At 57.1% G+C, this 14,427-nt stretch carries 11 protein-coding genes; 9 read left to right on the forward strand and 2 right to left on the reverse strand.

The window, feature by feature from the left end; translation table 11 throughout:
• Nucleotides 1–57 precede the first annotated feature (57 nt).
• On the reverse strand, nt 58–1,389 hold the full coding sequence (locus VSR68_RS24245) for a ParB/RepB/Spo0J family partition protein (RefSeq protein ID WP_342942265.1): 1,332 nt from the start codon (nt 1,387–1,389) through the stop codon (nt 58–60).
• Between the two features lie 184 nt (nt 1,390–1,573).
• Here VSR68_RS24245 and VSR68_RS24250 point away from each other — a divergent pair, with 184 nt between their 5' ends.
• From VSR68_RS24250 to VSR68_RS24265, 4 genes are all read left to right on the forward strand, one after another.
• Nucleotides 1,574–1,987 (forward strand): antirestriction protein, encoded by a 414-nt coding sequence (locus VSR68_RS24250; RefSeq protein ID WP_342942266.1) that lies wholly within the window; start codon nt 1,574–1,576, stop codon nt 1,985–1,987.
• Nucleotides 1,988–2,038: 51 nt separating this feature from the next.
• Nucleotides 2,039–2,866 carry a DUF932 domain-containing protein gene (locus tag VSR68_RS24255; protein ID WP_342942267.1) on the forward strand — a complete coding sequence of 276 codons (828 nt, stop codon included), beginning with the start codon at nt 2,039–2,041 and terminating at the stop codon, nt 2,864–2,866.
• A 48-nt stretch (nt 2,867–2,914) separates the two neighbouring features.
• Nucleotides 2,915–3,223, forward strand: coding sequence for a hypothetical protein (locus VSR68_RS24260; protein ID WP_342942268.1), 309 nt, complete (start codon nt 2,915–2,917; stop codon nt 3,221–3,223).
• A gap of 626 nt (nt 3,224–3,849) precedes the next feature.
• Entirely contained in the window at nt 3,850–4,215 is a 366-nt protein-coding gene (locus VSR68_RS24265; RefSeq protein ID WP_428983575.1) for an XRE family transcriptional regulator, read from the forward strand.
• A gap of 189 nt (nt 4,216–4,404) precedes the next feature.
• On the opposite strand, the gene VSR68_RS24270 is transcribed toward VSR68_RS24265, so the two are convergent.
• Entirely contained in the window at nt 4,405–5,781 is a 1,377-nt protein-coding gene (locus VSR68_RS24270; protein WP_342942269.1) for a replication initiation protein, read from the reverse strand.
• Between the two features lie 799 nt (nt 5,782–6,580).
• Here VSR68_RS24270 and VSR68_RS24275 point away from each other — a divergent pair.
• The 5 genes from VSR68_RS24275 to VSR68_RS24295 all read left to right on the forward strand — a co-directional run bounded on the left by VSR68_RS24275 (nt 6,581) and on the right by VSR68_RS24295 (nt 14,396).
• Nucleotides 6,581–7,789, forward strand: coding sequence for a ParA family protein (locus tag VSR68_RS24275; protein ID WP_342942270.1), 1,209 nt, complete (start codon nt 6,581–6,583; stop codon nt 7,787–7,789).
• Nucleotides 7,786–8,769: a ParB/RepB/Spo0J family partition protein gene (locus tag VSR68_RS24280; RefSeq protein ID WP_342942271.1), complete on the forward strand. Its 984-nt coding sequence runs from the start codon at nt 7,786–7,788 to the stop codon at nt 8,767–8,769. Before VSR68_RS24275 ends, VSR68_RS24280 begins: the two co-directional genes overlap by 4 nt.
• A gap of 1,680 nt (nt 8,770–10,449) precedes the next feature.
• Nucleotides 10,450–10,821, forward strand: a complete 372-nt coding sequence (locus VSR68_RS24285; RefSeq protein WP_342942272.1) for a reverse transcriptase domain-containing protein — start codon at nt 10,450–10,452, stop codon at nt 10,819–10,821.
• Nucleotides 10,822–11,481: 660 nt separating this feature from the next.
• Entirely contained in the window at nt 11,482–13,353 is a 1,872-nt protein-coding gene (locus VSR68_RS24290; RefSeq protein ID WP_342942273.1) for a diguanylate cyclase domain-containing protein, read from the forward strand.
• On the forward strand, nt 13,350–14,396 hold the full coding sequence (locus tag VSR68_RS24295) for a helix-turn-helix transcriptional regulator (RefSeq protein WP_342942274.1): 1,047 nt from the start codon (nt 13,350–13,352) through the stop codon (nt 14,394–14,396). Before VSR68_RS24290 ends, VSR68_RS24295 begins: the two co-directional genes overlap by 4 nt.
• The last annotated feature ends 31 nt before the right edge of the window (nt 14,397–14,427 follow it).

Below are 14,427 nucleotides of genomic sequence, written 5' to 3' on the forward strand. Positions count from 1 at the left end.
ACGCAACACCAGGCTGCCGGGCAAGCTCGATCTGTACGGCTGCGGTTCGGTGTGCAGTCAGCCGCTTGCACAGTTTCTCGCCGTGCAGGGGCCGCTCCTTCGGTGTCCGCTCTCGCGTCGCCGCCTGATGGACGGCGTGCGCACTCGCCGGTTGACCCGGTGCGCTGTCGCGCCGGACCAGTCCCCGCTCGATGCACACCTGTCCGTCATCATCGAGATAGACGAATGCCCCGCCCCTATCATGTCGTCCGCATCGAACGATTCGAACCTTTCCGCATACTGGTCAACGGCATAGGTCGCAGCGGTAACAGCAGCATCGAGCCGGTCCTGCCTGGCTTCATCCGGTTCGCCGTCCTCGTCGTAGTACGCGTTAAGTTCCATATGCGCGGCATCCCGTTTTGCGACCAGCGCCGCAAGTTCGTCCGCTTCCGCCTGCGTCGGCTGGCGTGTGGTCGAGGGGATGCGATCGTGACGCATGATCTCCAAAGCTTCATATCGCGTCCTCGTTTCGACCCAGCCCCAGCCTTCGGCGCAAAGGCCCTGGGACAGTTCGATCAGGCGATCCGTCGCGAGCCGGTGCAGCAGATCGGCATCTTCGATGTATCCGGCGTTGTGGTCGTCACTGAACAGATCGCGTCGAATGTACCCGCCAGCCGCCTCATAGGCCTCCAGGCCGACAAATTTCGCCAGCGCATTGTCGCGCGCGTCTATTGCGGCGGTCGTGATCGCCGCACGCAACTCCGAAGGGCGTTGTTGCCACGCGTTGTGTGCGTCGTTCCATACACGCTCCTGTGTCACGTGATCGTCGGCCAGGACAAGCACCTTCGCCTGTTCATAGTCGAGCCTGTCGTCACGCAACAGGTCAAGCAGTACCGGCGACAGGTTCGCGATTTTCAACGCGCGACGCACCGCAATGTCTGGCACCTTGAACAGTGCCGCGATGTGCGCCACGCTCTTGCCCTCCTCCGTCAGCAGCCGGAACGCCACGCATTCGTCCGCGATATGCATCGCCTCGCGTTCGCGGTTCTCGATCAGCGACGCGGCCAGCGCTTCGCCTTCGCTCACGGTTAGCACCGGCACCAGGTAATCCTTTGTGATGCGCCCCTGCTCACACAGCAGATCGAGCGCAGCCAGGCGGCGCTGACCCGCACATACGCCGAGTTTCGGCACCTTCGTCCGGCCTTTTATCTCATGTGCGACCAGGTTCTGCATGACGCCCTTAGCGTCAATGGTTTCGGCAAGAGACTCGATGCCCGTCGGCTGCCTTTTGCGCACATTCAGCGGCGACAGGCACAGCCTCCAGTATGGCACGTACGCAATCTGCGTTTTTGCTTCGTCGGCCATTTCGGAAGTTATTTTCGCAATATTGTTTGTAACGTCTTTACGCACGGTTATCTCCGGTTCGAGCCGCAGCGGTGTGCCGGGCATCACTAACTACATTAGGTTCTTTAAACCTAATTACAAGCATAATGTTTTATCGTTTTTATGCGGCACGCGTTTGTTTATTAGGTGTTTTTAACCTAATATAAAGGCGTTGCCCGGCACACCGCTGTGGCTCAAACCGGAGATAACTGTGAGTACTACTGATTGCATCATCACCTCGTCTGTGGTTCCCGACGAACTTCGCCTGAATGTGCTGCCTTGCTATCTCGGTCGCCACTACATTATCGGCGAATCGATGGTCTATGACTGGGCTGCGCGCCTGTGCAGCAGTTACGAGGGCGGATACTGGAACTTCTTCACGCTGTCCAATGGTGGTTTTTACATGGCCCCGTCGAACATGGGTCGTGTGCATGTCCGCTGGCACATGAACGGCTACAGCGACATGATGGGTGCGGACGCCTTCGGCATTACCGTCACCCTGTTCGCGCTTTGCCACCTCGCGGAACATACGCTCGATGACGTCATCGTCACGCGCTATCACCAGTTGCGGGAGTTCGCCGTGCATCACGCGGAAGCGGCCAACATCCTCCGCGCTATCGACTGATTAACTGGCCCCGGCCTGCGGGCCGGGACTGCTCCTTCTCTGGAGACGTCAATGAATATGCTTGCAAGCCGTTTTAGCCGTAACGCCCTCGCCCTGCGCTCGGATCACCCCCTCTCGAATGACGAAATTGCCGAGGTTGCTCCTTCCATCCTTGCGCACTCTGCGCACGAAAGCCGGTCAGAGCGGTACAGCTACATTCCGACCGTTGATGTCCTCGATGCCCTGCGCAAGGAAGGTTTTCAGCCGTTCATGGTTTGCCAGACCCGCGTGCGGGACGATGGCAGACGTGCATATACGAAGCACATGCTTCGCCTGCGTCACGCAGACCAGATCAGCGGATCTGAGGCGAACGAGATCATCCTCCTGAACAGTCACGATGGTACGAGCAGCTACCAGATGATTGCGGGCATGTTCCGGTACGTCTGCAAGAACGGCATGGTGTGCGGCGACAACGTGAGCGATATCCGCGTGCCGCACAAGGGCGATGTGGTCGGTCAGGTGATCGACGGGGCATTCAAGGTACTGGACAGCTTCGAGGGCGTGAAGCAGCAGCGCGAAGGCATGGCGACGACGATGCTCGATGAGGGCGAGCAGACGGCCTTCGCCCGAGCAGCACTCGCCCTGCGCTATGACGACGACAAACCCGCGCCGATCACCGAACGGCAGCTTCTCGCACCACGTCGCGTTGAGGATCATGCATCCGATCTCTGGAGGACCTTCCAACGGGTTCAGGAAAATATGCTCCGTGGTGGCCTTCACGGTCGCAACCCGAACGGCAGGGTGACCACGACCCGCGCGGTCACCGGCATTGACCAGAACATCCGTCTTAACCGCGCCCTGTGGGTGCTCGCCGATGAACTGCGCCGCCTGCGCGGCTAACCGGTTTCCCCGGCCTGCGGGCCGGGGCATCCCGACCAGGAGACATTCATGAATACGCTCAATATCCGGCCGACATGGCTAGCTGCCCTTCTCCCCTTGCTGGCGATGTGGCAGTACGGAGACCGGAATATCGTTCGGGGCGAACTGTATCGCATGGCGCTGTCGGCTGATGCGGCAGCACAGTCAGCCGACGCACTCAGGCGCATTGCTAGCATGCTGGATCGTGACGGCAACGCCATCGACATGCACCGCGAAGAGTTGCGTTCGATTGCCCGGACCGCTCTGGCGGAGTTCGACCGCGTGCCGCCCTCCGCACCCGCTGCGATGCTCGTCGAACATAGTGTCTACCTTCAATAAGGCACGCGAGACCGACTGACATGTAACGCCCGCGAGGTCTACAGCGCGGGTTTTCGAGGCTTCCACAACGACAAGCTTTGACCATGGCCGAACGCGAACAGACCTCAACTGCCGGTGCGCCCGGCAGGCTCCCGAGACGGCTGAGGCGTCATGCGCGAGGGCGTGTCTGCTGGCTGACGTTTACGGGACTGGTGACCTACGAGCATTCATCGCGTTTATCGAGGTGTCACAATCCACCCGCTGCATAGAGAGACGCCATTCGCGTGTCGCTGTATCGCCGGCAACTGCCGCTGCGACGGTGCCTCGGGTCGTCAGCGGTGCTCGTCACAGAGCTGTAGATCAACCCAAGTGATCCTGGCAGTCGCGCGGCACCCGCCCTACCGTTCCTCCTGCGAGCCCGAAGTCGGATAATCACGGGTGCGTCGCGCGCGCCGCGCGCCCGGATCGAGGCACACAGGGACCCGCGCGGGACGCGTGGGGAGCGTGCCGGCGCGCCGCGGATCGCGGCGGGACGATCCGGCTTCGGACGAAGGCGGACCGCAGGTTGGGGTCGTCAAGCGTCCGGAGGACGCGTGTATCCCCCGCAGCGATGCCGTGGGGGCTCGATAACAATGTAAGGGAAACCGATGAGCGATCAACCACGTGTCGAGATCCGCGATGAATGCTTGCGGCCGGCAATCTACTGGAGTCAACCGACCGGCGCGGAGGTGCAGGAAGTATTGCGACGCGCCGGATTCACCGGCAGGCTCGGCGCCGACTACCTTGATCTCGCCGACAAAAGTGGACGGCAGGTCCGTAAGTGGATCAGTGGAGAAACCCGAATTCCCTACGCTGCGTGGGCGCTGCTGTGTTACGCAGCAGACCTCGGTACGATCTGGCAGATCGATACGGATGAAATGCGCAGCTTCAGGCGCGCGCATCCAGCCGAAAAGAAAAACCTGCGTCGGGACGGACCAGATGACCCGGCGGGTCACGATGAACCGGTCGCGTGAGCTGAAATACAAATGTGCAAGCGATATGATCTATAGTCCAACAGATCCGAGCCCGAGGTACCTTGGACGGCGCGATGGGATGATGAAAGCTTCCCGCCAACCTATGGCAGCGCGGAGGCCGTCTTCTTCAGTGAAACGGCTCGAGGAGCTCCTCAAGTCTTTGTTTCAAGAGGAAACGAAAGAATTGGACTAGCGACTCTTGCCAGTCCTTGACCTGTTGAACACATAGCCAGCGAATCCGTCTTTCAGATCGGGAAACTTCTGAATCATGGCCTCGGATAGATCAGTCATTGGATCAATGCCCAAACGACGCAGCGTCAGCTTGCCAGCCGGCGTCCCTTTGTAGGTACGTCGCCAGTCCTCCCGCTGCTTAGAAGTCGCAGCTTCGTATGCGTCCCAACCACGGCGGATTTCGTCCACCATTCGATCCTGTGCATGCACGTCCTGCGCGGCGATCCGCAACGCCGTATGAGTTTGAGCCTGTTCTTTTGCTTCCAACTCACGTTTCTCCGTCAGAGCAAGCCCCTCCTGAATCTGGACCATCTGGCGCTCGGCGTCGGAAACGATCCACTGTTCCTTCAATGCCTTCATGAAGAATCCCGCCGGGCTCTTCGATATATTGCCCAGCTTCAGACTAAAACGAGTGCGCTCGATCGCCTGTTCCAAGCGTTCATCCGTGTATGTGTCCCGATCCGCCGCAATCTGATTGAGCTGCGCGCTGGACAAGCCGAACTCCTGCTTCAAAGTCTTGTAAAGTGCTTGGGCTTGTTCGTGTGTTTGTAATGCACGCTCGGCCAACTGTTTCCGCTCGATGCGAAACCGTAGGCGCCCGATCTTGCGAGAGCCCGGCTCGTTTCGAGTCTCATATGAAAGCGTCAGGTCAGAAACTTCATTGATCTGCTCCACGGCCGGTGCGAGCCAATCTCGCTTGAAATACTTGAATTCGTGCGCCTTGGTGCCCATTGCCCCTTGCCAGGCGCGCAACTCGTCGAGTTCGAACCAGTCGGTAATACCCCCATCTGCGTAAGGCAGAAGGTGGTCATACATCACTCGCGCATAGCTGAGCGTAAACAGCGAGGTTATTCGCAGGCTTAGCCAGTGCGACTTGCCTGGACCACGGATTATTCCGATCAGATCTGGCGGAACACGGAACTGGAAGCGTCCACCCGCGTAGGAAATCCGGCCGATCAACTGCACCGAACCAAATGGCTTCGATCCGTCGGCATCCGGTGTTGTGGTCGCTTGGATCAGTGCTCTTTGCGCCTCGGTGATGACCTGTTCAAGGTGAGTGTTGTTACGGCTCGAGTAGCGCATGAGCCACTTGAAATAGTCCAACTCCACGTCGTACAGGTCGCGAACTTGCGCTTCCTGCGCGACGATGAAATAAGCGGCGTCAATCAAGCGTCGAGCGGCAACGCCCAAATCAATAATGCGGATTAAGACGTTCTTTCGGGCGAAACCTATGTCCGAGCGGGCGGCATCAACGGGCAAGTCTTCGGCGTTCGCATCGTCGAATAAGGCCAGTGCCAGTTGCCTGGACGTGGTCACTTGCCCTGCTGTCGCCATTCGGCCTCCCGCCTTGTTCTTCGTTGATATGGAGCGGTAAGGTACCGATCGCAAGGTGCCATGTCAACACAGTTCACCTCACCTTGCCTGCGCCCCGACACAAAACGTCTCACCTTTGCGCCCGTCCAAACTCAATTCACCTCACCTACTACCGCCCAAATACCTCACCTTTCCAACAAATGGACTCACCTACCAGTGGTAAACACCTCACCCAAGTGCTCAATTAACAGCACCTGTAACACAGAACGCCTCACTTTGTGCGCATAAGTCTCTGATTTTTAAAAAATATTCTTTCTCCGTTAGTGGTGGGTTGGTTCTATCGTTTATAAAACACAACGAACCCAGTCAAGCCGATTTGTAGAAAAAGACGGATTGTCCACGAAGACGACAAGGACGGGGCACGGATTTTTACTTAAGACATGCGGAGGCAAGTGCCGGATTCGCGGGACGTGAGGAAGGTGAGGAAGGTGAGGCGAATTGTGTTTGTCCCAGGATGCGTGTCAAATGTGTTGGCTTTCCCGAGTCCAAGGTGAGGCTTTCTGTGATGGTCCTTTGCAGCGAAAAGCGTTCGGATCTGTCCCTCTTCGATCAAAGGTTTCGTGCTGAGACGCTTCAAATCATTGAATGCATGAGACTTCTCGCCCGACGCGCGGCAAAGTGCGGGTCCTACTAGATTCCGATAGCTATTCTTCGATGTGGCGAGTATTCTACGGTTCGGCAGTTATCACGCCAGAAACCGTAGAAATGAATGGTGAGCGTCGACAAAACATCTCACCGTCGACAAAAAGGAACGTCCTAAATGAACTTGAGCGAGTTGCCCGGCATCGACCGACGCGTGAAGCTCTCCAACCTTGGGGAGTTTGCTGAACGCCTGTCAGTTATGACGAACGAGCTGCGCGATCAAATCTTAGCACCCCGGCCGCGCAAGACACCTCCAGTATTCACGATCGGCGAGCTGTCAGAGCTCTGCGGCATCGACCGTCAGAAAATTAACTATCTGGCAACGAAGGAACGAGGCGATCTGCCGCCGGGTGAAGCTCACGGTTCCGGAAGAGCGCGCATATTTTCTCTGAAAGACGTACGTACTTGGGTGCAGCAGGTATCCGATATCTACCAGACTCCGCTGGTCACAGGTACGCGTGAGCATCGTGGGCGCGTCTTGATCACGGCCAACTTCAAAGGTGGCTCGTGCAAGACAACAACAACGATGTGCATCGGACAAGGTCTGAGCCTTCGCGGTCGCAAAGTACTCGTGATCGACCTCGATCCACAGGCCTCTTTGTCGGAACTGTGCGGGTTGTATGCGGAGAAGGACGTGACGTGGGAGGACACCGTGCTCCCGTACATCTATGACCCGACGATTGAGGGCGGGCTCGATTCAAAAGTGCAAAGCACGTATTGGGATGGGCTCGACGTTATTCCCGCGCATAACTACCTACACGACGCAGAGTTCCATCTGCCGACAGCCCAAAAAACGAACCCGGGTTTCGAGTTCTGGTCCGTGTTGCGCAAAGGAATCGAGCCGTTGCGCGCACAATATGACTACATCATCCTTGACACTGCGCCCTCTCTCTCTTACATGACTCTCAACGGGTTGATGGCTGCGGATTCGATGGTAATGCCTCTGGTCCCTGAGAGTCTTGACTTCATTTCATCGGTGTCGTTTTGGTCGCTGTTCGCTGAAGTTGCGAATGGTTTCGTGGAACATGAAGTAGATAAGACCTACGACTTCATCTCCGTTCTTCTGTCGAGAGTGGACTACGGCACTACGTCATCAGCGCCCGTTGTGCGCTCTTGGTCCCAGCGCGCATATGGCGATTGGCTTCATACAACCGAAGTTCCGGCAAGTTCCGTGATGAGCAATGGTGCCTTGGCATTTTCGACGGTTTTTGATTTGTCGCGGTCTGATGCCGTGGCAAAGACGTTAGCGCGGATCAAGCAACCGCTGCTGGACTATTGCCAATGGATCGATGACCAGTACGTGGCGCAATGGAGGGCCGGACAATGAGTAACATGCGCGAACGCATGATGAACAAGACGGCCGAGGTTCGGGCAGCAAAAGATATTAAGCTCGAGCCGCAGCAAGACAGACCGACTAGTCCACGTACTGCCCCAGGCATGGCGGGCGCGTTGGCCCAAGCGCAGCAACGCATCGTTGAACTCGAAAAGGCAGGTGCGGCGTCAGAGGTTCGGGTGACGGATATCGTTCCAAATCCGTGGCAACCACGCCAGCTGTTCAATGAAGCGAAACTAACGCAACTCGCGGAGTCGATTCGTGAAGCTGGTCTGGTTCAACCGATTGTGGTGCGGCGTGCGGCGCACGGTTATCAGATTGTGGCTGGTGAGCGGCGCTGGCGCGCGCATAAGATGATCGGCAAAGAGACGATCAAGGTTGTCATTATCGAACTCTCAGACGAAGAGATGGCGATGTTGGCACTCGTGGAGAATGTAGCGCGTGAAGACTTGTCGGACTATGAGATTTCGCGCTCTATCCGAAGAACCGAAAAAGAATTTCCAAACCGTAAGCGCATGGCGGAAGCTATGGGAGTCTCACGCTCGGAACTCTATCGATACTTGGCATTTGGCGATTTGCCGGACTTCGTGATCCACGATTTGGACATCCAGCCGCGGCTGATGGGTGCGCACGCCGCGGAAGACGTGGTGTCAGTGCTGCGCGACAAGAATGCACAGGCGTTTGAAATTGCGCGTGGGGTTTGGGCGAGAGTTGTAGCTGGCGACTTGGATCAAACCAAGTTAGCGAGAGTTATCAAACAGGCTATCGAAAGTGACAACAACTCCTCCGGCGGCGTCAGCGACCGGAGCATCGAGAAGATCTTTTCGGGCAAGAGTCAGGCGGGGTCGATTACGAAGGACGCTGTCGGCTTTACCGTCAAGATCAAAGCGGGAATGCTGTCTGCGGACAAGGAGCAAAAGATACGGACGCTTATCGCGCAGCTTTTTTCGGCGGGCAGCGCTGGCGGGGAGTAATTGCGTGTCCCCATTGGGGACACGCGTACTGTACGCGGCGGACAGGGCGCTGGCACATTACCCACCGATTCATCTCTCGTGTCCCCATTGGGGACACCCCGATCCCTACGTCTGAACTCCTCCACGAAACGAATCACCTATTCCACGTTCCAAGTGGGGACGCCTCGATCTCGCGCCCGCCGTCCGTCTAACTGATAGAAAATTCATACTGACTGTCAATTCGGAAGGGCGCTCTCGAAACCCGGTCGACGAACTATATCTGTCAGTCAATTGACTGTGCTTACAGGACGATGCTAAGCCCGGTGAGCCCACTACGTGCAATACGGCGTTCCTGATTGCCGTTTCAGGGCATGAGGGACCCGCAAACGGTTCGTGTGCAAGAAGGGCACGCGCCGTCGGCGGACATTCGCCTGCTGGCACAGGGGATAGTGTGCTTGCGTCCCCTCTCAACCATGCGGGCCCTCCGAGAGCGCGATGCCCCGTAGCGACTCACCGCGGAAGGGGGCACTGACTGTGCGACCTGCGGAAGGAAGCTATACATCAGCAGGTCGCGGGAAAGTTTGGCCTCCCGGTCCTCACGCGCAAGCTCGGCCGTTGGGTTGATCGAGGATGCCGCGTCTCCCAAAATATGGGCGCGCTTTCAAGGCGCATGCCGTTGGCGACCAGATGCGACACGAACGTGTGCTGCAGCCTGTGAGGCTGACCGCAGCAACGCCGCGTGTACGCATGGAGGCGTCGCGCAGGGCCACAAGCATTCGCTTTCTCGATGATGCGCTCGATTGCCATGTAGATCTGGTTGCGGTGGGTTGGTCCTCTCCAGTTGGCGAGGGCGTTCAGCGCTTCGCCCAGTCGGTGCCGTGCGCCCTAAATATCCGGCCGGGTCCAACGAGGACGGTGGGCGACGGAACCGGGAGTGACTAGTGGGCGCAGCGAAGCCACGGATCTAAGGAGTGCACCCGGACGAAGAAAGTATGAGCGTTTGCGACGTCACCGACGAATTCGGCATCCGATAGGCAGGCGGCGATTGGGACTTGATCCCACTACGCCGTGTCGTTGGCAAGAATGCGAAGGAGTTAAGCTCGTATGCGGACCGCGTCGTAAAGAGTCGGGCGGGGCGTATCTCGTTACCATGACATTCATCATAGGCTAGCGGCGCGCCAAACTGTACGGAACCGTCGGCAAAAGCGTTCCGATCTTTGAGAAGGCGTTGGGGTCAAGGCGCTGCCGTATTGACAAGATCGCAGAGAATTTTCTTCAGGTTATCAGTGCAACTTGGCAGCGCTTGAGTGCTATTACTTGTTCTTCGTTTCTGGTTGCGGTCCGCGCCGCTCGATCCGTTTAGGTCTGGGAATCAGGAAATCCTTCAATGGCACGACCGCCCGTGACAGCCTCACGGTCCTGCCGTAGCACAGTAAGCCCGCGCTCCGACGGATGCGGCAGCGCACGCCGTAAGATTTTCAGGTCATCGACGACGTGATAGTGTTGCAGCGACGCGGTGATACGACGCGCTGTTGTCGCCAAGGCGCGACGGTGCCGGTACGAGCCGATCGTCAACATCACGGTGTCGGACAGGCGTTGCGGCCGTCGCGGCTGACCTCTGCTTGGCGCTGAACACTTCGAGGAATTCCTTCTCCGTAAGGCATCAGGATTGTGCGGGCGGCGAATTTGTGCAGCGATGGCGTGCCGGATTCATATGGCTATCGGCCGGGCAAGTCGGCTAAACAGGCGATTGCCGTGACGCGTACGCGTTGCTGGAGATATGACTGGGTTGTCGAGTTTGACATCAAGGCAGCATTCGACCAGATCGACCATGCGTTGCTGATGAAAGCGGTGCGACGCCATATCAGCGCGAAGTTCTGGCGTTTGCGCGCCGTTGCGACAAGGGCCACCACCAGCCAGCTGCCCGTGGATGATGTCCCCGTTGATTCAGCACTCGTATGGCCACGATGGAAGCCGTTTAGTTTGATATGCGGAGCGAGCGACGAAGGCGTCCTTCTGCTTGCGTTCGCTGCCTCTCGATCGAAGGGAGCTAGCCCTTTCCAGAGCCATTGATGTATAGACGTATAGACATCTACACCAACTTTTGAAGAAACGCGTGAAATGTCGCGTGTGTCAGGATCAATCAATCGTGAAACATTCCCTTGAATTCGCCTATTTCAACGAGAGCCAATAGATACGGGTGTTTGAGGGCAATTCCCACGAGCCTTTGGATAATGTTTCACACGCAAGAACGTTATGTGCGCGCCGGAACCCTTGTGGATTATCCTGACGCGCGCTTGCTCCACCCTTTGTGGTGGGAATGTAGTAAACGTTACGTATTTCGTAACCCGCTTACCAATTCATATGTTTTCGCCCCAAAAGGAATCCCCTTGACGCGCGTTGTGAGCGCGGATTAGCAGAGGCATACTTGGGTGCAATCAACCTCCCATTAGTCAACAACGTGTGGTCGCGCTGCGCGGTCTACGAAAACAGCCCGCGACGAACAGATCTCTAATCCGATTTCCTCCGGATACCGTCAAATTGTGGATAACTGACCCGAAAGGAATAGGGTCATTTCTCCACGTTAAAACTCGTAACAAACGTCGCGACATAGCGGGAAGAAAATGTAGTTTTCGTCGGATGATAGAACCTGACGATGACGTGCTCTCTTTGATGAGAGCCCAATTTGGGACTTCCAGTCCACGTTGGAGGCTCGCTGCGGATAGCGATGCGTTGGAGCTGAGTCCCCTCACCGGTCCTGCCGCCCAAGCGATCGCGCTTCAATCCGGGCAGGCTGCGCGTGTGCGCACAATCGGGGGTGTGACAGGCAGCGTCACCGTTGATACCCGACTGTTTGGCCACAATCTCCGGCTTCATCTTGTCGGCCGCAAGGTCGACCGTGGTGTATGGGCCGGTACCTGTTCTCCGAGCGTCAGTTCCGAGAGCGTCGCCATTGACCTTGCACGCGGGCTTTCCTTTGCAGAGACTATTCTCTCTGAAGTCAATTCGCTCGTAGTCGTTCTTACACGCGATGGACGTATTCAACGTTTCAACCGTGTGGCTGAAGAGCTTGCTGGGCTCAAGGAAGAGGACGTTATCGGAAAGAGCGCGTGGGATCTCTTCATGAGCGATGAGGAAGCGCATGCATCCCGCAAGAATATTGAAGCGTTTTTTGAATGCGGAGATCCATACCAGGTCGAGCGCGTCGTCAAAACGGTAAAAGGTCCAAGGCTCTTTCTCTTCCGCAACAAGTTTGTACGGACGGGCGCCGGCGAAGATGAGAAATTCCTGGTGTGCTCAGGCGCGGACATCACTGAGGAACGCCACGCTCAGCAGCGGCTCGCAAGGCTCGCAAATGTCGATGGTCTGACGGGACTGGGCAACCGGAACTATCTGCTTGGAAAACTGCATGCGCTACTCGCCGACTCACGCATTGTCGGTACGTTGGCGATTCTTTATGTGGACCTCGATAACTTCAAGCGCGTCAACGATACCCTCGGACACCAAGACGGCGATGTTCTCTTGAAGAAGGTCGCCAGACGTCTTCAGCATCTCCTTGAGTCGGGGCAAGAACTGACGCGGATCAGTGGCGATGAATTTGTCATCCTGTTGCAGGGTGCGTTTGCGCACTACATGGCAAGCGATCTGGCCAACAGAATTATCAGAGACTTTGAGCTCGCATACGTGCTTCGTAGCAGCAACTACCGCATGCGCGCGAGCATCGGCATTGCAGAACACGTACAACATGGGACGTCCTCGTTTGACCTGCTAAAGCAGGCAGATCTTGCGATGTACGCAGCAAAGGCTGAGGGCAAAAACCGAGACGTCAGCGTCGTTCGGCGCTTCACGCCTGATCTTGCCGACAAGGCGACGCAGCGTCTTCAGGTCTACCAGTCATTGCAGTACGCGTTTCTAAGAAGAGAAATCTGCTCGCGCTTCGACTGCTTCCTGTCGTGCGACGGAAGGACACGAGGACTCCGGGCATCTCCTCAATGGGCGCGGCCAGACGGCACACAAATCGCCGGTGCTCAACTGATCGATCTTGCCGAATCGGCCGGGTTCGGTGTCCAGTTAGGTGAGTTTCAGCTGGCCGATGCAAGCAAACGCCTTCGCGCGTGTAAAGATGAAGACCTTGGAATTCAGTACGTCTCGGTGACAGTTCCCCTGTCGCAGGTACTTGACGGAGACTTGGCGGGGTGTGCGTTCAGTTGCCTTAGAGAGTACCGTCTTGATCCGGGAGCGTTACGAATTGTTGTGCCGCACGGCATTGATCAAGCGTCACAGTCTGTCCTGGACAAACTCGCGGCCCTGAGATCAACAGGGGTGCGTGTGCTGGCAGAAATCAGCGGTCACTCTGCGTTTCCAAATCTCGGAACTCTTCCCATCGATGGCCTTTGTATTACTGAGGATCTAACCGCACGCCTGCCCGGTGATCCGGTGACGCGCGCAGTTATCACAGGGATCGTCAATGTATGCGGGGAGATGAGCCTCGATGTTCTTGCCTACGGGGTCGAACGTCCTGACCAGCGGGAATGGTTCAAGCCGTTCAGGCACGTTGATGCGCAAGGAAACTTCTTGCGCGAAGAGGCGCACCAGAGCCAGTGAAGAACCCGGGTACCACGATGGAGTTTCGATTCACTGAAGCCACCAGCAGCAGGATCCTGCATGAGGCTTCCTATCGCGTCTTTGACGAGCGCGTGGATTTTTGCCTCGCGTTAGACAAGATCTGCGTTCTCGTTCGGCGATTGGTGCGCCAGGACGGCGCGGCCTTCAGCCAGGTGCTCGAGGCAGAAAGCGAGTCCTTGTTCGAACTGGCGACCGCTGATCTCTACGAGCAGAGGCTGGAATCATGCTACTCGATGCTGTCAAGAAAGTGTGAGGCGGCGGCCGCCGACGTCGATCGCTCAGTTCCACACGTCACCGATCCGGGCGATGCCATAGATGGTCTGAACGGGTGCGTCGGCGAGGGGGAGTTGCTTGCTCGTGTGCGCGCAATCGTACATCGTCTGGGCGCTACCCAATTTACGTATCAGTGGTTGCGCTTCGATGGCGTGTCCCCGACAAGTGGTGATCTCGTGGAGGCTCGTTACCTGGTTGGCTGCAGGCCAGCATGGATGCAGCAATATATCGCGCGGCTCTGGTATATGAACGATCCTTACGTGATATATGCACGCAGCAACATCGCGCCTGCCTTGAAATCGCATGTTGCCGTACATCGTGCTGACCACTGGCTGTACGCCGAGGCGCAGGCACATGGATTCTCGAACACACTTGTCGCGCCGGTCCATCACCATGGACATGGAATGATTGGCCTGCTTCAGGTGGGAAACGACATCGGTGGGATCGATGGTGAGAGGTTGCTCTGGGGACACCGGCGCCATTTCAGGGCGCTGTCATCGGAGCTGCTTGACTGGTACACCGAGCAGGCCCGTCGGCAGGCAGTTAGTGAGTTCCAATTGAGCGAGTCGGAAACAGATGTCCTGCGGACCCTTCGGGACGGAGGGCAGGCGAAACATATCGCGGACCAACTCGGCGTATCCATACACACCGTCTATAAGAGCGTATTTCCCAGTATCAACAAAAAACTTGGGGCAGGGCGTATCACCGAGGCTGTCGAGATAGCAGGTGGGTACGGCCTGCTAGACTGAGCGTCCTGAAAAATAACTCCCTTCATCAATA

Source organism: Paraburkholderia phymatum, assembly GCF_038900715.1.
GTDB classification, from domain to species: Bacteria; Pseudomonadota; Gammaproteobacteria; order Burkholderiales; family Burkholderiaceae; genus Paraburkholderia; species Paraburkholderia phymatum_A.